Source organism: Streptomyces sp. NPDC007872 (assembly GCF_042868165.1).
Lineage (GTDB): Bacteria > Actinomycetota > Actinomycetes > Streptomycetales > Streptomycetaceae > Streptomyces.
This window is the reverse complement of sequence record NZ_JBIAEA010000001.1, coordinates 575,270-597,114: the sequence shown is the minus strand read 5'-3', so window position 1 is coordinate 597,114 and position 21,845 is coordinate 575,270. Positions and strand designations below refer to the sequence as shown.

At 72.4% G+C, this 21,845-nt stretch carries 20 protein-coding genes; 15 read left to right on the top strand and 5 right to left on the bottom strand.

Going from position 1 to position 21,845, the window contains the following annotated elements; translation table 11 throughout:
• Nucleotides 1-8: 8 nt before the first annotated feature.
• A complete protein-coding gene (locus ACFYNX_RS02415) occupies nucleotides 9-917 on the top strand; it encodes an amino acid ABC transporter permease (protein ID WP_388656788.1) in 909 nt (302 codons plus the stop codon).
• Nucleotides 914-1,657 (top strand): amino acid ABC transporter ATP-binding protein, encoded by a 744-nt coding sequence (locus tag ACFYNX_RS02410; protein ID WP_388656785.1) that lies wholly within the window; start codon nucleotides 914-916, stop codon nucleotides 1,655-1,657. The genes ACFYNX_RS02415 and ACFYNX_RS02410 overlap by 4 nt, the downstream gene beginning before the upstream one ends.
• 312 nt (nucleotides 1,658-1,969) lie before the next feature.
• Here ACFYNX_RS02410 and ACFYNX_RS02405 read toward each other — a convergent pair whose 3' ends face one another.
• The gene (locus tag ACFYNX_RS02405; protein ID WP_388656782.1) at nucleotides 1,970-2,863 is read right to left on the bottom strand and encodes an NADP-dependent oxidoreductase; all 894 of its coding nucleotides are present in this window, start codon (nucleotides 2,861-2,863) and stop codon (nucleotides 1,970-1,972) included.
• Nucleotides 2,864-2,942: 79 nt separating this feature from the next.
• Between ACFYNX_RS02405 and ACFYNX_RS02400 the strand changes: the two genes are divergently transcribed.
• Complete coding sequence (locus ACFYNX_RS02400) at nucleotides 2,943-3,521, top strand: TetR/AcrR family transcriptional regulator (RefSeq protein ID WP_388656780.1); 579 nt, start codon at nucleotides 2,943-2,945, stop codon at nucleotides 3,519-3,521.
• A 276-nt stretch (nucleotides 3,522-3,797) separates the two neighbouring features.
• Nucleotides 3,798-4,202: a hypothetical protein gene (locus ACFYNX_RS02395; protein ID WP_388656777.1), complete on the top strand. Its 405-nt coding sequence runs from the start codon at nucleotides 3,798-3,800 to the stop codon at nucleotides 4,200-4,202.
• Between the two features lie 388 nt (nucleotides 4,203-4,590).
• On the opposite strand, the gene ACFYNX_RS02390 is transcribed toward ACFYNX_RS02395, so the two are convergent.
• Complete coding sequence (locus ACFYNX_RS02390) at nucleotides 4,591-5,802, bottom strand: glycoside hydrolase family 64 protein (RefSeq protein ID WP_388656774.1); 1,212 nt, start codon at nucleotides 5,800-5,802, stop codon at nucleotides 4,591-4,593.
• Between the two features lie 703 nt (nucleotides 5,803-6,505).
• Here ACFYNX_RS02390 and ACFYNX_RS02385 point away from each other — a divergent pair.
• From ACFYNX_RS02385 to ACFYNX_RS02365, 5 genes are read left to right on the top strand one after another with little or no spacing between them, the layout of a single operon-like run.
• Nucleotides 6,506-7,888, top strand: a complete 1,383-nt coding sequence (locus ACFYNX_RS02385; protein ID WP_388656772.1) for a sensor histidine kinase — start codon at nucleotides 6,506-6,508, stop codon at nucleotides 7,886-7,888.
• Between the two features lies 1 nt (nucleotide 7,889).
• Nucleotides 7,890-8,297, top strand: coding sequence for a roadblock/LC7 domain-containing protein (locus ACFYNX_RS02380; RefSeq protein WP_260607026.1), 408 nt, complete (start codon nucleotides 7,890-7,892; stop codon nucleotides 8,295-8,297).
• A complete protein-coding gene (locus ACFYNX_RS02375; protein ID WP_365540493.1) occupies nucleotides 8,294-8,650 on the top strand; it encodes a DUF742 domain-containing protein in 357 nt (118 codons plus the stop codon). The genes ACFYNX_RS02380 and ACFYNX_RS02375 overlap by 4 nt, the downstream gene beginning before the upstream one ends.
• Entirely contained in the window at nucleotides 8,631-9,254 is a 624-nt protein-coding gene (locus ACFYNX_RS02370) for an ATP/GTP-binding protein (RefSeq protein ID WP_125668279.1), read from the top strand. The genes ACFYNX_RS02375 and ACFYNX_RS02370 overlap by 20 nt, the downstream gene beginning before the upstream one ends.
• Nucleotides 9,251-10,696 (top strand): cytochrome P450, encoded by a 1,446-nt coding sequence (locus ACFYNX_RS02365; protein WP_388656768.1) that lies wholly within the window; start codon nucleotides 9,251-9,253, stop codon nucleotides 10,694-10,696. The genes ACFYNX_RS02370 and ACFYNX_RS02365 overlap by 4 nt, the downstream gene beginning before the upstream one ends.
• A 39-nt stretch (nucleotides 10,697-10,735) precedes the next feature.
• Here ACFYNX_RS02365 and ACFYNX_RS02360 read toward each other — a convergent pair whose 3' ends face one another.
• From ACFYNX_RS02360 to ACFYNX_RS02350, 3 genes are all read right to left on the bottom strand, one after another.
• Nucleotides 10,736-11,767 (bottom strand): hypothetical protein, encoded by a 1,032-nt coding sequence (locus ACFYNX_RS02360; RefSeq protein ID WP_388656766.1) that lies wholly within the window; start codon nucleotides 11,765-11,767, stop codon nucleotides 10,736-10,738.
• 528 nt (nucleotides 11,768-12,295) lie between these two features.
• Nucleotides 12,296-13,060, bottom strand: a complete 765-nt coding sequence (locus tag ACFYNX_RS02355; protein ID WP_388656763.1) for a GntR family transcriptional regulator — start codon at nucleotides 13,058-13,060, stop codon at nucleotides 12,296-12,298.
• A 34-nt stretch (nucleotides 13,061-13,094) separates the two neighbouring features.
• Nucleotides 13,095-13,862, bottom strand: a complete 768-nt coding sequence (locus tag ACFYNX_RS02350; protein WP_125668240.1) for a GntR family transcriptional regulator — start codon at nucleotides 13,860-13,862, stop codon at nucleotides 13,095-13,097.
• A 192-nt stretch (nucleotides 13,863-14,054) separates the two neighbouring features.
• On the opposite strand from ACFYNX_RS02350, the gene ACFYNX_RS02345 reads away from it, so the two are divergent.
• From ACFYNX_RS02345 to ACFYNX_RS02320, 6 genes are all read left to right on the top strand, one after another.
• Nucleotides 14,055-15,311 (top strand): extracellular solute-binding protein, encoded by a 1,257-nt coding sequence (locus ACFYNX_RS02345; protein ID WP_388656761.1) that lies wholly within the window; start codon nucleotides 14,055-14,057, stop codon nucleotides 15,309-15,311.
• Nucleotides 15,308-16,207: a carbohydrate ABC transporter permease gene (locus ACFYNX_RS02340; protein ID WP_388656758.1), complete on the top strand. Its 900-nt coding sequence runs from the start codon at nucleotides 15,308-15,310 to the stop codon at nucleotides 16,205-16,207. Before ACFYNX_RS02345 ends, ACFYNX_RS02340 begins: the two co-directional genes overlap by 4 nt.
• The gene (locus ACFYNX_RS02335; protein WP_388656755.1) at nucleotides 16,204-17,115 is read left to right on the top strand and encodes a carbohydrate ABC transporter permease; all 912 of its coding nucleotides are present in this window, start codon (nucleotides 16,204-16,206) and stop codon (nucleotides 17,113-17,115) included. Before ACFYNX_RS02340 ends, ACFYNX_RS02335 begins: the two co-directional genes overlap by 4 nt.
• 9 nt (nucleotides 17,116-17,124) lie before the next feature.
• A complete protein-coding gene (locus tag ACFYNX_RS02330) occupies nucleotides 17,125-18,621 on the top strand; it encodes a beta-N-acetylhexosaminidase (RefSeq protein ID WP_388656753.1) in 1,497 nt (498 codons plus the stop codon).
• A 23-nt stretch (nucleotides 18,622-18,644) separates the two neighbouring features.
• On the top strand, nucleotides 18,645-20,072 hold the full coding sequence (locus ACFYNX_RS02325) for a cellulose binding domain-containing protein (protein WP_388656750.1): 1,428 nt from the start codon (nucleotides 18,645-18,647) through the stop codon (nucleotides 20,070-20,072).
• A 177-nt stretch (nucleotides 20,073-20,249) separates the two neighbouring features.
• Nucleotides 20,250-21,842: an oleate hydratase gene (locus ACFYNX_RS02320; protein WP_388656747.1), complete on the top strand. Its 1,593-nt coding sequence runs from the start codon at nucleotides 20,250-20,252 to the stop codon at nucleotides 21,840-21,842.
• Nucleotides 21,843-21,845: the final 3 nt, after the last annotated feature.

Below are 21,845 nucleotides of genomic sequence, written 5' to 3'. Positions count from 1 at the left end.
GGCGGACCGTGGACATCAGCAAGACGGCCGCACCGGACCGGCCGGCCGGATCCCCGCTCGCACCCGACGCCCTCTACCGGCCCAGCGACCACGAGCGGGAGCGGCAGCGCCACCGCCGCTCCCGCAAGCGCCGCCACACCTGGATCTCCCTCCTGTGCACCCTGCTCGGTCTGACGGCCGTGGGCGCGGCCGCGGTCGCCTCGCCGGGCTGGGAACGCGTCGACAGCCTGTTCTTCGACGGCGCCGAGCTCCGCTCCGCCTTCCCCGACCTCCTGCGGGGCTTCTGGCTCAACATCCAGATGTTCCTCGTCGCCGAGGTGCTGATCCTCGTCCTGGGGCTGCTGATCGCCCTGGTACGGGTCACCCGCGCACCGGGTCTCCAGCCGCTGCGGCTCGCCGCCACCGTCTACGTGGACGTCTTCCGCGGCGTGCCGACCCTGCTCCTCGTCTTCCTCGTCGGCTTCGGACTGCCGGCGCTCCAGCTCCAGGGCACCCCCTCCGAGCCGTGGGTCCTCGGCGTCATCGCCCTGGTCCTCTCCTACACGGCCTACGTCGCCGAGGTGTTCCGGGCGGGACTGGACTCGGTCCACCCCGCGCAGCGGAACGCCGCCCGGGCCCTGGGCCTCGACGAACGGCAGACCCTGCGGCACGTCGTGCTGCCCCAGGCGGTGCGCAACGTGCTCCCACCCCTGCTCAACGACTTCATCGCCCTGCAGAAGGACACCGCGCTGGTCGCCGTCCTCGGCCCGCTCGAAGCGCTGCGGGCCGCGCAGATCAAGGCGGACTACGACTTCAACTACACCCCGTACCTGGGAGCGGCCCTCTTGTTCATCGCGGTGACCATCCCGCTCACCCGCCTCGCCGACCGGCTCCAGCGGCGGGCCGCGCGGCGCACCCGGGCGGGGGCGGACCGATGAGCGGACCGCTGCTGCGCATCCGCGGCCTCCGCAAGCAGTACGGGGAGCGGCTGGTGCTGCGCTCGGTCGACCTGGACGTCGCCGAGCACCAGGTCGTCTGCCTGATCGGCGGTTCGGGCTCGGGCAAGTCGACCCTGCTGCGCTGCGTGGACCTGCTGGAGGTCGTCGACGACGGCACCGTCCATCTGGGGGATACCGAGCTGACCGACCCCCGGCTGGACCCCGACGTCGCCCGCAGGCGGATCGGCATCGTCTTCCAGGCGTACAACCTGTTCCCGCACCTGAGCGTGCTGGACAACATCACGCTCGCGCCCCGCCAGGTCCACGGCGTCCCGCGCAGGAAGGCCGAGGGCTCGGCCCGGGAGCTCCTGAACCGCCTCGGGCTCGCGGACAAGGCGCACGAACACCCCGACCGGCTGTCCGGCGGACAGCAGCAGCGCGTGGCGATCGCCCGCGCCCTGGCCACCGAGCCGGAGCTGCTGCTCTTCGACGAGATCACCTCCGCCCTCGACCCCGAACTGGTCGGCGAGGTCCTGGACGTCGTCGCCGACCTCAAGGGGCGCGGCCTGACCATCCTGATGGCCACGCACGAGATGGACTTCGCCCGGCGGGTCGCGGACCGGGTCTGCTTCCTGGAGGGCGGCGTGATCGTGGAGCAGGGCACGGCGGAACAGGTGCTCACCGCTCCGCAGGAGGAGGCCACGCGGCGCTTCCTCGCCCGCGCGCTCGACCGTCCCTGACCCCGCCCCTCCCGCGGACCGCGAAAGCCGGCGCCTCCTCCGCCCGAGGATCGTCCTCGTCGGGCAGGATCTCCGCCGGCTCGGAGTACGGCGGGAAGAACGCCTTGGCCCCGCGGGCCACGTAACGCTTCCACGCCCCTCGTACAGGGCGTGGAAGCGTTTGTACGCCTCGGATCCGCCGCCCCGCCGGCACTCGGCGCACCACCCCGGCCGGTCCGATCGACCAGCTTGGTGCGCACGTGCCGAACCGGGGGCCCGATGTCCGGTTCGGCTCCAAGAGATTTCCGCACACACGGGAGTCGAACGGTGACGTCACACGACGATGACGCGGCGTCCGCGTGTGTGTCCGGCCTTGCTGTCGAGGTGTGCCGCCGCGGCCTCGCCGAGTGCGTACGACCGCGCGACGGGGATGTGCAGCTTCCCGCGCGCGATGAGGGCCGCGGCCTCGGCGAGCGCGTCCGGCACGCTCCCGGCCACGCCGGAGAAGCGGACGCCGAAGGCGGACGCGCCGAGATCCGCGATGGTGACGACCTTGCCCGGGTCCCCGGTCAGCTCGACCAGTTCGGGGACGACGCCCGAGCCGGACAGGTCGAGGGCGGCATCGACGGGACCGAGCCGCCGCACACGTTCCGTCCAGCCGTCGCCGTACGTCGTGGCGAGGGCGCCGAGGCCACGCAGGTAGTCCTGGTTCGCGGCACTCGCCGTGCCGATCACCTCGATGCCGCGGTCGCGGGCGATCTGCAGCACCGCCGAGCCGACTCCCCCGGCCGCGCCGCTCACCAGCAGGGTCTGCCCCGGCTCCACGCCGACCTCGCGGATGATGCGCAGGGCCGTCTCCACCACGGACGGGTATCCGGCCGCCTCCTCGAAGGTCAGGCCCCCGGGCATCCGGGCCCAGGCGCCGAGCACGGCGAACTCGGCATACGTGTCCGTGCCTTCGCCGAACACATGGTCTCCGACCTCGACGTCCTCGACCCCTGCGCCCACCTCGTCCACGATCCCGGCGGCGTCGATGCCCACCCCCGCGGGCAGCTCGGTGGGGTGCGCTCCCAGGACCTGGCCCTCGCGGATCCGCCAGTCGACGGGGTTCACACCTGCCGCCCGTACGGCGATACGTATCCGGCCGGGGCCCGGGTGGGGCTTCTCGGCGTCGATGAGACGGAGGACGTCCGGGCCGCCGAATTCGGCGAAGCTCACTTTCTTCATGCGACCGACCGTAGCACTAACGGTTAGTGTTTTGGAGTCGTTAGGTTTGCGTACTCGGTGGCGCTGATAGCGTGGGCGCATGACCGTGCCCACCGGACGCCGCGAGCGCAAGAAGGCCGCTACCCGCCAGAAGATCGCCGACGCGGCCCTGCGGCTGTTCCTGGAGCGCGGATACGACGCGGTGGGCATCCGCGACGTCGCCGCCGAGGCCGACGTCGCCGTGACCACGCTCTTCTCCCACTTCGCCTCGAAGGAGGCGCTGGTCTTCGAGCAGGACGACGACTTCAGGGAACGCCTCGTGCGGGCGGTCGCGGACCGGGGGCCGCGGGAACCGCTCATGCCCGCGCTGCGCCGCGAGGTCCACGCGATGGTCCGCCACTGCTCGGCGGAGGGCGCCGCCCCGATCTGGCGCATGATCGACGCGTCGCCCGCCCTGCGCACGTACGAGGAGTCCATGCGGCTGCGGCACGCGGACGCGCTGGCGACCGCCATCGCCGCCGAGCTCGCCCTGCCGGAGCCGACGACGGCGTGCCGCACGATCGCGCGGTTCGTGCTCGACGCGTACGCGCTGGGCCGCGAGGCGGCCGAGCCGGAAGCGGCGTTGGACGAGGTGTTCCGCATGGTCGAGGCGGCCTGGGAGGTCGCCCGGCCGCGCTGACCCGAGGCCGGCCGCCGAGTCGCAGCAGCGCGTCGTAGGCCTGCTGGACGGGGTGGTCGCCGCCGCCCGGGGCGCAGTCGGCCGGCGCGACGACGGCAGCCCTCGTCGTCCCTGCGCCCGCGGGGATGCCCCCCATGCCCCGGCGGAGTTCACCGCCGAGGTGATGACCCACCGGACAGGGCTCGGGGATACCGCCAAAGGCCGGTTCCCGTACCGCTTCCGGGTAGAAGGGCCGTCAACGGTTGTCCTGCCGTGCGAGGGCAAGAGGGGGTGGCGATGGAAGCGGCCAAGTGGTCGGTGGACCGTGAGCGCCTGGAGCAGTGGGTTCCCGAGGGGGAGCGGATGACGGCCGGCTGCGCGGTGACGTACGGGCGCTCGATGGGGGGCTTGGTGCCGCGGCGCGCCTCGCTTCTGCTGACCGACCGCCGGGTGCGTGTGCTACGCCACCGGGGCAATGACCGCCGGTATGCCATACGTGGTGTTCTGTTCGAGATCATGCGCGGTGAGGCCGAGGCGGTGTGCAGTGATCCACGGGCGCGGGTGGAGTTCGACAAGGGACAGGAAATCGAGCTGCGCCGGCACGACGGCGGGGTGGAGCGCCTGCTGATCAGCCAGTGGGATGCCGTGCACGCTGAGGCCCTGTACGCGGCGTTTCCTCCTGAGGGCCGTGATCCGCAGTGACGTGACAGCGCCTCCCTTCCGCACCGTCGGCCCGGTCTGCGCCGGTGGATCTCCCCTCCTTTCCGGCGCGCCCGGCTTGGTCCGGTCCAGCTCCCGGCCCGTGAGCGTGCCCGGCGCACCTTCGGCGCAAACGCGACCTCCTCGACTGTCAGCGACGACCCGATGACCAAGAGCCGTCCCCGCGTTCGCGGGGGTGTCGGATGCGCCGGGCACTGGGGCGGCGGGGGAGCGAGCCGGTGACCCTGCCCGTGCCGAAGCTTCCGCCCTTCCCGCTCCGTCGGTCCCCGGACCCCGACCGGTGGTGCCGTCACGCCTCCCTGCCGGTGGGAAGCGACATCGCTTCCCACCGGCGCAACGAGCAACCCGGTGGACCTGTGCGGTCACGGCCCTAGTCGAGCGGGTCGAGCGTCACGTACGCCTGCTGCGGGTTGCCGTCGTGCACCAGTGACTCGTGCGCGCCGACGTCGTCGAAGGCGAAGCCGTACGCCTTGCCGTCCACCATCCGCTCGTGGATCGCGCGGGAGTAGTGGTTGGTCACCGCGTCCTTGTAGAACCCGGCCGACGAGGCGTCCGGCTGGTTGGGGTTGGTGAGCAGGGTGGAGCGGTTGTACCCCGCGCAGAGCGTGCGGGAGATGGGGCCGCGCACCTGGTCGTTCGGGGCGTCCAGGAGCTTGTAGCAGCCGAAGACGCTGTCCGAGTCGGGCTTCTGGAAGGAGGTGACGACCTGGCCCGACCCGTTGGTGAAGTTCATGACGTTGCCCGAGACCCGCCCGTAGTACTTCACGGACGGCTGGTTCGCGAAGGGCGTCACGGTCAGGGTCGACGTGGCGTACTTGCTCCAGACCCGGTTGATGTAGTCGTTCATCGCCCCGGCCGGCAGCCCGCCGGCCTCGATGCCGTGGCCCGGGGCGAGCGCGCGCAGCACCGTGCCGTCGGAGCGGGTCTGCACCAGGCCGCCCCAGCCGCCGGGCTGGGCGCGCAGCGCGGCGAAGAAGCCCCGGTACCCGCCGGGCTTGAGGCGTCCCGCGTTCGCGACGGAGCCGTCGGGGCGCTTCACGCCCACCGCGTACGGCACCGAGACCATGTCGACCTGGGTGCTGTTGAGCCAGAGGCCCGCGTCGTTGAGCGTGTACTCGGACCAGTTGAAGAGGATGTTCCTGTTGGGGTCGCTCGGGTTCTGGACCGCGGGCTGCACGAGGCCGCCCGTCGCCACCTTGAAGTTCAGCTTCTGGCCGTAGCTGAAGTAGACCCGGCCCGAGAACTTCGGCAGCCGGATCGTCATCGACTTCCCGTTGGCCGGACCGGCTATGGAGGCGTCGGGCGCGGGGCTGGGGACGGAGCCCCCGGCCGGCCAGGGGTGGAAGGTCCCGTTGGCGTCCGCCCACCCCTGCCGGCCCGTCGAGAGCTCGGTGCCGAGGTTGTAGACGTACACCTGCTCCCCGCGACCGGAGTTGTTCGTGAAGGTGAGCGGGATGGTCGTGGGGACGGCGGCCTCGACGGGGCCGGAGGAGACGGCGACGGTGACGCCGGTGCCGGCCAGCGCGGCGGCCGCCAGGAGGGGGATGAGTCGGACGCGCGTGCGCCTGTGACGTGCGGACACGGGGGCTCCTCGGGGGTGGGGGGAATCCGTGTGGGGGGAATCCAGGGGGACCGCGCTCCGGAGAACGCGCTTGAGAGCGCTCTCAAGAATGGAAGGGTGGGATGGGCCTGTCAATGGCCGCGACGGATCCGGCGGTGGTCGGCGGGGCGCCCCCACACCGCCCTCCCGACGTGCGAGCGACAGAATTTGATCGGTTTATTGCATTTCAGGTACGACCGTCGGTCGCTTTGTGCAACCGGAGTGACCGGTGGGGGTTGTCCTTTCGGCAAAGTCACACGGGCAACCCGAACTGACTATGCTCACCGGTGTGTTGCGCTGCGCTCACAGCGAGTCATGAACGTCGTGGGCGCGGACGGAGTACAGCCGTGAGGGAAAGCGCCCGTCGGCGCGATTCCCGGAGCGGCCCCCGGGTTTCCGCCCGTCGGGTTTTCATCGGAGCACGCGTACACATGCCCGAATGAAGTCCGTCTCCGTCCCCTTCGGCGCACCGCACCCCCACGGTCCGCTCATTCCAGACTTCTTAGGGACCCTCCTGATGGTTCGTGCAGGTTCGATTTCCAGATCCCGGCCGGCTCCGGTCGTCCGGGAATGGCTCCTCCCCCCGGGAGTTCTGGCGGGAGCCTCCCTGATCGCGCTCCTCCTTTCCCCTGCACAGATACGGACACCGGTCGCCTGGTGCGGTCTCGCCGCGGTCGCCCTGACGGTGCTCACCTCGGCCGGGACCGCGCGCCGGGTGCGCTCGGCGGAGGCGGCCCGCCACACCCGGGCGAGGGCCGAGGCGGAGAGGTACTACGAGCAGCGCGAGGCCGCCCTGCTCGGACGCCTCGCCGACCAGCGGGCCACCACCGTCTGGCTCGCCGAGGAGCTCCTGCCCGCGGCCGTCGCCCGGCTGAAGAGGGGCGACCCCGCCTCCGACATCCTGCGCGCCGTCGACTTCGGCAAGCACCTCGACAAGGAGTTCGCCGAAGCGCTCAAGGGCGCCCTGCGGGCCCTCCTGGAGGCGGTCGAGGCCGAGGAGCACACCCGCGACGCCTCCCAGCGGGCGCTCGTGGCGGTCGCGCGCCGCGTCCAGGCGATCGTGCACCAGCTCGCCAAGGACCTGCACGCCATGCAGATCCTGCACGGCAACGACATCGTGGTCTCCCGCGGCCTCCAGGACGTCGACCACCGCAACGCCCTGATCGGCCGCCTCGCCGCCAGCATCGCGGTCCTGGGCGACGCCCGCCCCGGACGCCAGTGGTCGAAGACGATCCCGCTCTACGACATCCTGCGCGGAGCCATGTCGCGCATCGTGGACTACCCCCGCGTCAAGCTCCAGGCGGTGGCGGAGGTGGCCGTGGTCGGCCCCGGCGCCGAGCCGCTGATGCACCTGTTCGCCGAACTCCTCGACAACGCCACGTCGTTCTCGCCGCCGCACGCCCCCGTGGAGGTCACCGCCAACGAGGTGCCCTCCGGCGTCGTCGTCGAGATCGAGGACCGGGGCGTCGGCCTCACCGAGGAGGTCAGGCAGCGCGTCGAGCGCGTCATGGCGCAGTCGCAGCGCACCATCCAGCTCGCCAGCCTCGGCGAGGTGACCCAGCTCGGCCTCCCCGTCGTCAGCCGCCTCGCCCGCGAGCACGGCTGCGAGGTCCACCTGCGCACCTCCGCCTACGGAGGCGTACGGGCCGTCGTGCTCGTCCCCCGGAACCTGATCACCACCATGCCCCCGTCCGCCCTGCGGCCCGACGACTTCGCCCGCAGGCGCGCGAACGGCCCGACCGGCCCCGTGAGCGGACCGTACCGGCCCGCGGGCGGCCCGGCCCGGCCCGCGCCGGTGCCCACGCCGACGCCCCCGCCCCTGCCGTCCCCCGCCCTCGCCATGGAGACGGGCGAGGTCAGGAAGGCCCCCAACGGCCTCCCGCAGCGGCGGCGCGAGTCGCCCGTCCCGATCCCGGTCGTAGTGACGGGCCCCACGCCCCCCGCCGTACCGGCCTCCTCCAAGCCGTCGCCCCAGCCGGGCCTGATGTGGGAGGCGTTCAACGGCGAGAAGAAAGCGGCCGCCGATCCCTCCCCTTCCCCCCACGAGCCTTCAGATGAGGTCGAGTAACATGCAGCCACTGCCCAACATGGACTGGATGCTCACGGAGCTCGTCAACAGCGTTCCGTTCGTACGCCACGTGGTCATCCTCTCGGCGGACGGACTCAGCATCGGGCAGGCGAACACGGCGCCCGACACCGCCGACGCCATCGCCGCCGCCTGCTCCGGCATCCAGAGCCTGGCCCGGGCCATCGCCCAGATGTTCCCGCACGGCGACGGCTCCACGCGGATGGTCGGCATCGAGGCGGACGGAGGCTACTTCTCCCTGATGGCGGCCGGCCCCGGCGCCTACCTCGCGGTCCTCGCCGACCAGGAGGTGGACGCCGGACTGCTCGGCGACCGCATGCGGACGCTGGTGGCCCGGATCGGCCAGCACATGACCAGCCCGCCCCGGCAGGACGTCAGGCAGGCGATGTGACATCGGAGAATCCGGGCCCCTGGAATGAAGGCAACCCCGTTCCGCTCTACGTCATCACCGGCGGCTCCGGTTCCTCGCCCAAGGGCTTCAACCTGGTCACCCTGATCGTGGCGCGGTCGGCGCCCGACCCCTCGATGCAACCCGAGCAGGCCGCCATCCTCACGATGTGCGCGTACCCGCTCTCGGTGGCCGAGCTGTCGGCCTACCTCAGCCTTCCGTTCAGCGTCGTCACCGTGCTGCTCGTCAAACTCGTCGAGAACGAACGGGTCGAGGCCATCGCACCCGTGCCGGTGGCGGCCTTCCCCGAACGCGGCCTACTGGAGGCGGTGATCCATGGACTACGCAAGCTCTGACACGCTCGTTCCCGGCCCGCGCGGCACCGACAAGCTGCTGCCGCACAGCGCCAGGGGCGTCAAGGTCGTGATCGTCGGCGGCTTCGGCGTCGGCAAGACGACCATGGTCGGGACGGTGAGCGAGATCCCGCCCCTGACCACCGAGGAGACCATGACGCAGGCGGGCGTCGGGATCGACCACAACCCCGGCGCCGAAGGCAAGAACACCACGACCGTCGCGCTGGACTTCGGACGGATCAGCATCAACCAGGAGCTGGTTCTCTACCTGTTCGGCACCCCGGGACAGGAGCGCTTCTGGTTCCTGTGGAACGGCATCTTCGAAGGGGCGCTCGGCGCGGTGGTCCTCGTCGACACGCGCAGGATCGAGGTCTGCTTCGAGGTCATCACCCGCCTGGAGGACCGCCGCGTCCCCTTCGTCGTGGCCGTCAACACCTTCCCGGAGGCCCCGCAGTACCCCGTGGAGGAGCTGCGCACCGCCCTGGCCCTCGGCGAATCCGTGCCCCTCGTCACCTGTGACGCACGGGACCGGGCGTCCTGCCGCGACGCCCTGCTCTCGCTGATGGACTACCTGCACACCCTCGTCGCCGCCCAGGAGACCGCATGACCTTCCCACCCGCCGAACACGCCACCGCGCAGGCGGGCCGGATCCCGCCCCCCGGCTGCCCGGCCCACGCCGTCGCCGGGACCGACGGGGCGACCCGGCTCTACGGCGAGGCGGCGGCCACGGACCCCATGGGCCTCTACGAGGAACTGCGGGCCGCCCACGGCCCGGTGGCGCCCGTCCTGCTCGACGGCGACGTGCGCGCCTGGCTCGTCCTGGGGTACCTGGAGAACCGGGACGTGGCCAGCCGCCCGACCCAGTTCTCCCGCGACCCCCGCGTCTGGCACGGCTGGCGGAGCGGGGAGATCGACCCCGCCACCTCGCCGCTCATGCCGATGATCGGCTGGCGCCCCGACTGCGTCTGCGCGGACGGCGAGGAGCACCAGCGGCTGCGCGGAGCGGTCACGGCCGGCCTCAGCCAGTTCGACCACCGGGGCGTCCGCCGCCACATCACCCGCTTCGCCCACCAGGTGATCGACGGGTTCTGCGAGAAGGGCGAGGCCGAGCTGGTCGGGCAGTTCACCGAGCACCTGCCCATGCTCACCCTCATCCACCTCCTCGGCATGACGGACGAGGAGGCCCCCGAGCTGGTGCACGCCGCCCGGGACCTCTTCAAGGCCACCGAGACGTCGCTCGCCAGCAACGCCTTCGTCCTGGAGAGCCTCGAACGGCTCGTCGCCGCCAAGCGCGCCCACCCGGGGCACGACATCGCCTCCGCCCTGATGGCCCACCCCGCCGGCCTCACGGACGAGGAGGTCCAGCACCACCTGCGCCTCATCCTGCTCGCCGGATACGAGACGACCGCCAACCTCATGTCCAACGTCCTGCGGATGGTCCTCACCGACCCCCGGTTCCGCGGTTCGCTGGCCGGCGGTCAGATGACCCTGCCCGAGGCCGTGGAGCAGGTCCTCTGGGACGAGCCGCCGCTGATGGTGTGCCCGGGCCGCTGGGCCAACAGCGACACCACCCTCGGCGGACAGGAGATCAAGGCGGGGGACATGCTCCTCCTCGGCCTGGCGGCGGGGAACGTCGACGAGACGATCCGGCCGGACCCCGCGGCCCCCGTGCACCACAACCGGGCGCACCTGTCCTTCAGCGCCGGTACGCACGAGTGCCCCGGTCAGGACATCGGCCGCATCATCGCCGACGCCGGCATCGACATCCTGCTCACCCGGCTGCCGGACGTGGCCCTCTCCGTACCGGAGGAGAGCCTCGCCTGGCGCTCCAGCACCTGGGCCCGGCACCTGACGGCGCTGCCCGTGAGCTTCTCCCCGCGTCCTCCCCGGGCCGACGACGGCCCGGCCCCGCTCCCGGCCCCGCCCGTCCAGAGCGACGGGGTCCCGCCGGTGCCGCCGGTTCCGGCGGGCGCCCCCGCGGGGGCGCGCCGGCCCGAGGCCCGCGCCTCGTGGTGGACGCGCGTGAAGCGCCTGCTGGGCGGACGGTAGGAGCCGACGGCGGCGGGGGGTCCGGACCCCCCGCCGCCGTCACTCCTGGAAGGAGACGTCCGAGGCGGTGTAGCGGGGCGCGCCGGTGTACCAGGCGTGGATCCCGGACAGGAACCCGCAGGCCCCCCGGAGCCAGGCCTCCAGCTCGGCCTGCTCGGCCGGGTCGAGCCCGGCCCGCCGGACCAGGAGCGGCACCTCGTTCCGCCGGAGGTGCTCGAAGTCCCGCAGCCGGGCGTTCACCAGGTTCAGGGCGGCGGGCACGGCGTCGTGGAGGGCGATCCCGAGGGACGCCCCGACCACCACGACCAGGTTGTTGACGTCGTTCTCCTCGTGGACCTCCCGCTCGTAGGAGGCGATGTCGTTCGCGAGGCCCATGAAGTCCATGAAGGCGTCCAGGAGGGCGCGGACGGTCCGGCCGTGCCGGATCTGCTCGGGTATGCGCGCGCCGGTCGCCAGCTCGACGGAGTAGGGGGCGGTGTGGGCGGCGAAGCTCTCCCGCCGGAACGGGGCGTAGTCGATCAGGTGGGGGACGCGGCCGGTGCGGCTGTTGGCCAGCTCCTCGACCCCCGCGTCGACGTACCTCGCCAGGGCCCGGTTGAAGTCGTGCCGCCAGTGGGCGAGTCCCGGCGGGAAGAGGTGCTGCTGGAGATCGGCGATGCCCCGCTCGACGGCGTTCACCGGCTCCGGCAGCCGGGCGTCGGGCTCTGGCCGCAGGAAGGCGTGCAGCCGGGCGGTGAAGAGCCGCGCGCCGGGCAGGTCACCGGTCTGCTTGAAGGCCGAGGCGAAGTGGTCGTCCCAGGCCAGGGCCCATATGTTGAACCGGTGGTTGAGCCGGAGGGCGGGCAGCGGGGCGTCGGGGAGCGTCCAGGCGGTCAACTGGTCGACGGTCATGGCGTGGAACTTCGCCCGGGACCATATGGCCGGGTGGCCGGGCAGCTCCCCGTACCCCTCCAGCATGCCCATCTCGCGCGCCCAGGTCTCGCTCTCCCGGTGCAGGCTCGACAGGTACGGGTTCACCCGCAGCGGGTGGGGCATCCACAACTGCGGGGGCTCGACGGTGCGCACGGTCATGGGGACCGACCTCCTACTCTCCTCGGCCCGCCACGGCATGCGGACCACCATGGGGGCGGCCCGCCCGGGGGAGGGGGCGCGCCGCGCGCGCCCGTACGTGACGACGACCGCCCCGGCCGCGAGGCCGGACGGTGCCCGCCTCACAACCCTCCAAACCTGCCCGTCACGAACGGCCGGCAATCACCCGACATTCGCTGACTCACCATCAGAACAGGTTCGCTCCCGGAACGGAACGGTCCTCCTCGTGCACTTTCCATGAACCGGGGACAAGAACGGTCACTCCACCGCCCCTCACGTGGCATCCACGGAGGTGACCGACGCCCTCCCGCCCACGCCGGACACGGGTCTCCACCGGGCCGTCGAGGCCGGGGACCGCGGACGCCGGGACCCCGCGCGAACCCGCGAAGGCCCTCGGCGGCCCCGCGAGGGCCATCGGCGGTCGGCTCTTTTCGGCTACTCGCCGCGGTGCGTCGACCGGTCGCCGTCCTCCGGCGGCCTCCCACTGCCGCTGCCGCCGGCCCGCTCCGCTCACTCCACCGTCCCCCACCACGCCCCCGTCCGCCCCGCCCCCGGGGCCGGGTGGTCGGGGAGGCGGGTGTCCAGGGCGAGGCGGGAGACGATGCGGTAGCGGTCGCCGCGGTAGAGGGAGCGGACGTACTCGACGGGGCGGCCGGTCGTGTCGGAGGTGGTCCGGTCGAAGAGCAGGGCGGGGGAGAGGACCGGGACGCCCAGGAGGGCGGCCTCCTCCTCGCTCAGGACGGTCGGCTCGATCGACTGCACCGCGTGGGCCGTGCGGATGCCGCGCCGCTCGCGCAGGTGCGCGTAGAAGCCGCCCTCCATGTCGGCGGCGGTGAGACCGGGGACCAGGTCGGCGGGGACGTGGAGGTGCTCCAGGGCGATCGGGGCGCCGTCGACGTGCCGGAGGCGGGTCACGTGCACCAGCTCCGCCGCCGGGGAGACCGCGAGCCTCCGGCCGATCCGGGCGCCGGCCCGTACCGTACGCAGGTCGAGCACCGTGCTCGTCCAGTCGCCCCGGCTCCGGGGCGCGCCCGCGCCCCGGTGCTCGGCGACCAGCTCCTGCGTGACCTTGTCGGGCGCGACGAACGTGCCGCGGCCGTGCTCCCGTACCAGCAGGCCCGTCGCCACCAGCTCGTCGACGGCCGCGCGGAGCGTGGGGCGCGAGACGCCCAGGGTCGCGCAGAGGGTGCGCTCGGAGGGGATGGCGTCGCCGGGGCGGCGGCCGTCGATCACGGTCAGCAGGTGCTCCCGCACCCGTTCCCGCTTGAGCTCCATGCCCGCCCCTCCCTGCCGCGCCGTCCGTCGCGGGTCAGTATGCATCCCCCTCGGTGGAGGAGGTCACGACCCCGTCGCGGGTGAAGTCCAGGCGGGAGACGATGCGGTACCGGTCGCCCCGGTAGACCGAGTGGACGTACTCGACGGGCCGGCCCTCCGCGTCCAGGGTGAGCCGCTCGATGAGGAGCGCGGGGGAGAGGACGGGGACGTCCAGGAGCGCGGCCTCGTCCTCGCTGACGACGGTCGGCTCGATCGACTGGGTCGCCTCCTTGACCCGGACCCGGTGGTGCTCCCGCAGGTGGTCGTAGAGGTCGCCCGCCTCCAGCTCCTCCGGGGTGAGCGCGGCGCCGACGAGGTCCGCAGGGATGTGCAGGTGCTCGATGGCCATGGGCGAGCCGTCGACGAGCCGGAGGCGGGCGACGTAGAGCAGCTCGGCGGCGGGGGAGAGGCGGAGCCGGCGGCCGATGCGGGCGCCGGCCCGGATCGTGGCGGACTCCAGGACGGTGCTGGACCAGGTGCCCGAGGCGCGGGGCACGGCGAAGGCCGCCTCGTCCGGGGCGAGTTGCTGCACGATCTTGGCGGGGGCGACGAACATGCCGCGGCCGTGCTCCCGTACGAGCGCGCCCGTGGCGACGAGTTCGTCGACGGCCGCGCGCAGGGTGGGACGGGAGACGCCGAGGGCGGCGCAGAGGGTGCGCTCCGACGGGATGGGGTCGCCCGGGCCGCCCGCCTCGATCAGGCCGAGCAGGTGTTCCCGTACCCGCTCCCGCTTCAGCACTCCGCTGGAGGAGCCGTCCTTCATGCCGTTCTCCCTGACTGATCAGTTGATCCTGACTGGTCAACTGGTAAGTCCGATGGTAACCCGGCACCTTGACCTGTCGTCGAGTGAACGGCACATGTTTTCTGGGGGATTGACGGCCGGAACGGACCGTGCCACCTTCTGCTCACACGCCTGACCACTTGACCAATTGGTCAAACAAGCAGCGAGGTGCCCGTGAACATCCGTCCCCTCGGCAGAACCGTCGCCCTCGCGGTGACCGTCGTGCTCGCCGCCACCGCCTGTGGCGGCTCCGACGACCCGAAGGCCTCCGGAGGGCCGGAGAAGGTCACCGTCTGGATCATGAAGGACAGCGTCACCGACGCCTTCCTCGACCGCTTCCGCACCGGCTTCGAGGCGGAGCACCGGGGCATCGACCTCGACATCCAGATCCAGGAGTGGGACGGCATCGGCGAGAAGGTCACGGCCGCCCTCGCCAGCAAGGACGCCCCGGACGTCATCGAGGTCGGCAACACCCAGGTCGCCCAGTACGCGGCCAGCGGCGGCGTCCGCGACCTCAGCGACAAGGTCGCCGCACTGAACGGCGCCGACTGGCTGCCCGGACTCGCCGAGCCCGGGAAGGTCGACGGCAAGCAGTACGGCATCCCCTGGTACGGGGCCAGCCGCGTCGTGATCTACCACAAGGACCTCTTCGCCGCGGCCGGCGTCACCCCGCCGAAGACCCAGGAGGAGTGGCTCGCGACCACCGCCAAGTTGAACAAGGGCAAGACGCAGGGCATCTACCTCCCCGGCCAGAACTGGTACACCCTCTCCGGCTTCGTCTGGGAGGCCGGCGGCGACCTCGCCGTCCAGGACGGCGGGAAGTGGAAGGGCGCGCTCGACACCCCGCAGGCCCTCGCGGGCATGGACTTCTACCGCAAGCTCCAGGCCCTCGGCAAGGGACCCGAGGACGCCGACGAGTCCAAGCCCCCGCAGGCCGAGGTCTTCGCCAAGGGCGACGTCGCCCAGGTCATCGCCGTCCCCGGCGGCGCGAAGATCGTCGAGGAGATCAACCCCGCCCTCAAGGGCAAGCTCGCCTTCTTCCCCATCCCGGGCCGCACGGCCGGCAAGCCCGGCGCGGTCTTCACCGGCGGCTCCGACTTCATCGTCCCCGAGGCCTCCACCCACCCCGACGCCGCCTACGAGGTGGTCGAGGCGCTGGCCGGCGAGAAGTGGCAGACGGACATGGCCAGGACCATGAGCTACGTCCCCAACCGCACCTCCCTCGCCCGGGTCGTCCAGGACGACGAGGGCACGGCCGTCATGGCCGCGGGCGCCGCCCAGGGCAGGGCGACCCCCAACTCCCCGCAGTGGGCGGCCGTCGAGGCCACCAACCCGATCAAGCAGTACATGACCGCCGTGCTCACCGGCACCGACCCCGCCGCCGCGGCGCGCACCGCGTCCGAGAGCATCACGAGGACCCTCGGCTCGTGAGACGTCCCCACGGGCCGGCCCTCCGGCCCTACCTCCTCGTCGCCCCGACCGTCCTCGGCGGAGCGCTCCTCCTCGGCTACCCCCTCGTCCGCAACCTGCTGATCTCCTTCCAGGAGTACGGCATGGGGGAACTCATCCGCGGCGGCGCCGGGTTCACGGGGCTCGACAACTACCGGACCGTCCTGGCCGACCCCATGTTCTGGGAGGTCGTCCGGCGCACCCTCTGGTGGACCCTGGTCAACGTCGCCCTGATCATGGTGATCGGCACCCTGGTCGCCCTGATGACGCAGCGGCTCGGCCGGCGCATGCGGATCCTGGTGACCAGCGGGCTCGTCCTCGCCTGGGCCAGCCCGGTCATCGCCACCACGACCGTCTTCCAGTGGCTCTTCGCCTCCCGCCTGGGCGTGGTCAACTGGGTCCTGGTCCGCCTCGGGTTCGAGTCCTTCGAGGGCTACTCGTGGCTGGCCGACGGCCCCGCCGCCTTCACCGTCCTGGTGCTGCTCGTGGTCTGGCAGTCGGTCCCCTTCGTCGCCATCACCCTGCACTCGGCGCTCCTGACCGTCCCCGCCGAGCTGTACGAGTCGGCCCGGCTCGACGGGGCCGGCGCCGGGCGGATCTTCCGCTCGGTCACCCTGCCCCTCCTGCGGCCGGTCTTCGGCCTGGTCCTCTGCCTCGAAGTCATCTGGGTCTTCCGCTGCTTCGCCCAGATCTGGGCCGTCACCAAGGGCGGCCCCGGAGAGGCGACGACCACCCTGCCCGTCTACGCCTACCGGGTGGCCCAGTCCCTGCACCGCTACGACCTCGGGGCGGCCGTCTCCACCCTCACCGTCCTCATCCTCGTGGCCGTCCTGATCGCCTACTTCCGCCAGTTGCTCCGGCAGGAGGCCGACCGGTGACCCTCGCACGCCCCGCCCCCACGGGACACCGGCCGGCGACCTCCGCCCGCCCCGCCCCGGCGGGACGCCGCCGGACGACCCCCCGCGCCCTGCGGCGGCTCCCCCTGAACACCGCCGCCGTGATCGTCTTCCTGCTGGCCGTCTTCCCGGTGTACTGGATGGTGCTCACCGCCTTCCGGCCCACCCGCGACATCCAGTCCGAGACCCCCGGATTCCTGCCCCTCTCCGTCACCCTGGAGCACTTCGAGCACGCCGTCGCGGCGGACGGCTTCTGGATCTTCTGGCGCAACAGCCTGCTCGTGACCGCCGGTTGCGTCCTGCTCGCCCTCGTGGTGGCCCTCGCCGCGGCCTACGCCGTCGCCCGGATGCGCTGGCGCGGCCGGCGCGCCTTCCTCCTCATGGTGTTCACCGCCCAGATGGCGCCCTGGGAGGCGCTCCTCATTCCGATGTACGTCATCGCCCGGGACGCCGGCCTGCTCGACCGGCTCGTGACCCTCAGCCTGATCTACTTCATGATCACCCTGCCCTTCACCGTCGTCACCCTCCGCTCCTTCCTGGCCGGCATCCCGGCCGAACTGGAGGAGGCCGCACAGGTCGACGGCTGCACCCGGGCCACCGCCTTCCGCCGGGTGACCCTCCCGCTGCTCGCCCCCGGCCTGCTCGCGACCTCGCTCTTCGGATTCATCACCGCCTGGAACGAGTTCGCCTTCGCCAACATGCTGATCATCAAGGACCAGGACGACCGCCCCCTGCCCGTGTGGCTCTCGTCCTTCTCCAACGTCTTCGGCACCGACTGGGGCGCCACCATGGCCGCCTCCACGCTCTTCGCCCTGCCCGTCCTCGTCCTCTTCCTGGTCCTGCAGGGCCGGGTCGCCGCCGGAATGACCGGCGGAGCCGTGAAGGGATAACGCACCGCGATGCCCCTGCCCCGCCTCCTCCCCGAACCCACCCACCTCTCGCCGCTGCCCGGCCGGTTCACCTTCGACGCCGCGACCGCCCTCAAGGTCACCCCCGGCGCCGAGGGCGCGGCCCGGCTGCTGCGCACCCTGCTCGGCCCGGCCACCGGCCTGCCGCTGCCCGCCCGCCCGGACGGCTCCGTCGTCCTGGCCCTCGACCCCGCCCTCACCGGCCTCGGCGAGGAGGGCTACGGCCTCACCGTCGGCCCCGAGGGCGTCCTGCTCCGGGCCGCCGGCCTCCGGGGCCTCCTCGCCGGCGTCCAGACGCTCCGCCAGCTCCTGCCCGTCGAAGCACTCGCCGACGGGCCCGTCGGCGGCGTCGCCTGGACCGTCCCCTGCGTGCAGATCACCGACACCCCCCGCTTCCCCTGGCGCGGCTCCATGCTCGACGTCGCCCGCCGCTTCCGCCCCGTCTCCTACCTGCGCCGGTACGTGGACCTCCTCGCCCTCCACAAGCTCAACGTCCTCCACCTCCACCTCACCGACGACCAGGGCTGGCGCATGCCGGTCGCCGCCCTGCCCCGCCTCACCGAGATCGGCGGGACGCCCCACGGCGGCGCCTACACCCGCGCCGAACTCGCCGGCCTGGTCGCCTACGCGGCGGAGCGCGGCATCACCGTCGTGCCCGAGATCGAGATGCCCGGCCACGTCCGCGCCGCCCTCGCCGCCCACCCCGAGCTCGGCAACACCCCCGGCCGCACCTATGACGTGTGGGACCGGTGGGGCGTGTGCGACACCATCCTCGGCGTCCACGACACGGCCCTCGACTTCTGCCGCACGGTCCTGGACGAGGTGATGGACGTCTTCCCCTCCCCGTACGTCCACATCGGCGGCGAGGAGTGCCCCACCACCGAGTGGCACACCTCCCCGGACGCCCTCCGGCGGGTCGCCGAGGAGGGGCTGTCCGGCCCCGACGCCCTGCACGGCTGGTTCATGGAGCGGATCGGGAACCACCTCCTGCGGGCCGGCCGCCGGCCGCTGAGCTGGACCGAGAACGGCGCCGACCTCCCGGCGTACTTCACCGTCATGCCCTGGCGCGACTCCGACCACGGCCGCACCGCCGTCCGCCGCGGCCACCAGGTCGTCATGGCGCCCCACCGCACCACCTACCTCGACTACCCCCAGTCCACCAGCCCCGCCGAGCCGCCCGGCCAGGCCGGCGAGGTGGTCGACCTGCGGACCGTCCACGGCAACGACCCGGCCCCGGCCGACTGGAGTCCCGAGGAGGCCGCCCGGGTCCTCGGTTCCCAGGTCCAGTTGTGGACCGAGTACGTCCCCACCGCCGCGCACGCCGAATACCTCACCTTCCCCCGGCTCTGCGCCCTCGCGGAGGTCGTCTGGACCGGCCGCCACGACTGGCCCGGCTTCCAGGAGCGCCTGCGCCACCACAGGACCCGGCTCGACGCCCTCGGGGTGCCGCGCCGTCTCTCCACCGCAACCCCCGTCCCCCAGACCTGACACCTCCGAGGAGAGGAATCCCCATGAGCGACCAGACCAGGACGCGCACCCCGCGTCTCCGTGCCGCGCTCGCCGTCGCCGCCGTGACCGGGCTCGGCGCCACCGCCCTCACCGTCCTCCCGGCCGCCGCCGCCGGCGAGGCCGTCACCGTCCAGTACCGCCAGAGCGCCACCGGGAGCGACCAGGTCGAGCCCTGGCTCAAGGTGGTCAACACCGGTACGAAGAGCGTCCCGCTCAGCCAGGTCAAGGTCCGCTACTACTTCAAGGCCGACGCGGGAGCCTCGTACACCTACGCCTGCTCCTGGGCCGTGAAGGGCTGCGCCAACGTCACCGGCACCTTCGGGACCCTGGCCAACCCCACCGCGACCGCCGACCGCTACCTGGAGGTCGGCTTCACCGCCGGGGCCGGCACGCTCGCCCCCGGCACGGACACCGGCGACATGCAACTGCGCTTCCACCGCTCCAACTGGCAGCCGCTGAACCAGAGCGACGACTACTCCTTCGGCCCGGCGCAGACCGCCTACGCCAACTGGACCAAGGTCACCGCGACCGTCGGCGGCGTCCCGGTCTGGGGCACCGCCCCGGCCGGCAACGACCCCACCCCGACGCCCACGCCGACCGACCCGACCACCCCGCCGCCCACCGGCGCCGCCCTCTTCGACGACTTCGACTACACCGGCCACACCGACCCGGCGATCGGCGCCCACGGCTGGAGCGTCCGCTCCAACGCCGGCGGACCCGGCGTGCCCGGCGCCACCTGGGCCCCCGAGAACGTGACCTTCGCCAAGGAGGGCACCAACTCGATCATGAACCTGCGGACCTCCACCGCGGGCACGGGCGAGTCCACCAAGCACACCGAGGTCCTCACCCAGGCGACGAAGTTCAAGAACGGCACCTACGCCGCCCGGGTCCGCTTCTCCGACGCCCCGGTGTCGGGCCCCGACGGCGACCGGATCGTGCAGACCTTCTTCACCATCAACGACCTCAAGGCCCCGATGGCCGACGACTACGCCGAGTACGACTTCGAGTACCTGCCCAACGGCGGCTGGGGCGAGCCCGCCAACATCCTCTACACCACCTCGTGGGAGACCTACCGGCCCGACCCCTGGGAGGCCGTCAACCAGCACTCCGAGTCCCGGACCAGCTACAACGGCTGGCACGACCTCGTCCTGACCATCGACGACACCAGCATCGTGTACTACGTCGACGGCCAGGAGTTCGGCCGGCACGACGCCCGCTACCTGCCCGAGCGCCCGATGTCGATCAACTTCAACCAGTGGCTGATCGACCTGGCGGGCCAGACCTCGACGAGCCCGCGCTCCTACGACCAGAAGGTCGACTACGTCCTGCACGTCAAGGACCAGGTCCTGACCCCGGCCCAGGTGGCCGCCAAGGTCGCCGCCTACCGCTCGGCGGGCACCGCCTTCCAGGACACCGTCCCGGCCCCGTAACCGGTACGGCCCCGGCCTCGCCCCGTCGTGCGCGCGTGCGACGGGGCGAGGCCGTTCCTCACCCGTACGGGCCCCGCCGCCTCGCCCGCCCCGCCGCCCCGGGGGAGGGTCGACACCGGGGCCGTGCCCGACCGCCCGCCCGCGCCGCGTCCGTTCACCGAAACCGGAGGTCAGCCCGTGCCGGCATCGAAGCGCTCCAAGGTCCACCTGGTCGGCGGCGGCATCGCCTCGCTCGCCGCGGCCGCCTTCCTCGTCCGGGACGCGGGCGTGCCCGGCGAGAACGTGCGGATCCTGGAGCAGTCGCCGGTCGCGGGCGGTTCACTGGACGGCGCCCCCGCCCCGACGCGCGAGGGCGGTCACGTCACCCGGGGCGGCCGGATGTTCGAGGACGAGCACGACGTGTGCCTGTGGAACCTCCTGGAGACGATCCCGACCCTGGACGACCCGGCGGTCTCGGTGCGGCAGGAGATCCGCGCCTTCAACATCGAGCACCCCACCCACGCCAGGGCCCGGCTCATCAACGGCGACCGCACGATCGCCGACGCCTCGCGGCTCGGCCTGGACGCCCGCGACCGCGCCGACATGACCCGGCTGCTCGCCCTGCCCGAGCGGCTGATCGGGGCCCGGCGCATCGACGACTTCTTCCAGCCGCACTTCTTCACCACCCCCTTCTGGTGCATGTGGCGCACCACCTTCGCCTTCCAGACCTGGCACTCGGCCGTCGAGCTCAAGCGGTACTTCCTCGCCTTCGTCCAGGAGTTCGACCGCATCCACACCCTGTCCGGGGTCCGGCGCGGCAGGTACAACCCGTACGACTCCGTCGTCCGCCCCCTCCAGGAGTGGCTCACCGCCCGGGGCGTGCGCACCGACTTCGGCGTCACCGTCGCCGACGCCGACTTCTCCGGGCCCGCCGCCCGCCGCCTCTCCCGCCTGCACCTGGAGCGGGACGGCGCCGGGGCCGGGACGATCGAGCTGGGCGAGGACGACTACGCCTTCCTCACCCTCGGCTCGATGACCGCCGACACCGCCTACGGCGACGACACCACCGTCCCCGAACTGGTCCGCGACAAACGGGACGGCTCCTGGCGGCTGTGGGAGTCGATCGCCAAGAACGCCCCCGACTTCGGGCGCCCCCACGTCTTCTGCGGGAACATCGACGAGACCAAGTGGGAGTCCTTCACCCTCACCATGACGAGCGGCGTCCTCCTGGACCGCATCCAGGAGTACACGGGCAACGTTCCCGGCGAGGGCGCCCTGATGACCTGGAAGGACTCCCGCTGGCTGCTCTCGGTCGTGGTGCCGGTCCAGCCCCACTTCCGCGACCAGGAGGAGAACACGTACACGCTGTGGGGCTACGCCCTCTTCGGCGACGTCCCCGGCGACCACGTGCCGAAGAAGATGGACGACTGCACCGGCGCCGAGGTCCTCGACGAACTCCTCGGCCACCTCGGCTTCGACGACATCGCCGACGAGGTCCGGGAGACCACCCGGGTCACCACCGTCCAGATGCCCTACGCCGACGCCCAGTTCCAGCGCCGGGTCGCCGCCGACCGCCCCCTCGTCGTCCCGGACGGGGCACGGAACTTCGCCTTCCTCGGCCAGTTCGTCGAGATCCCCGAGGACGTCGTCCGCACCGCCGAGTACTCGGTCCGCTCCGCCATGATCGCCGTTTACCACCACTTCGACGTCGACAAGGAGATCCCGCCGACGTACCACGGCCTCTCCGACCCGGAGGTCGCCTGGTCCGCGTTGAGAACCGCCCTTGCCTGACGT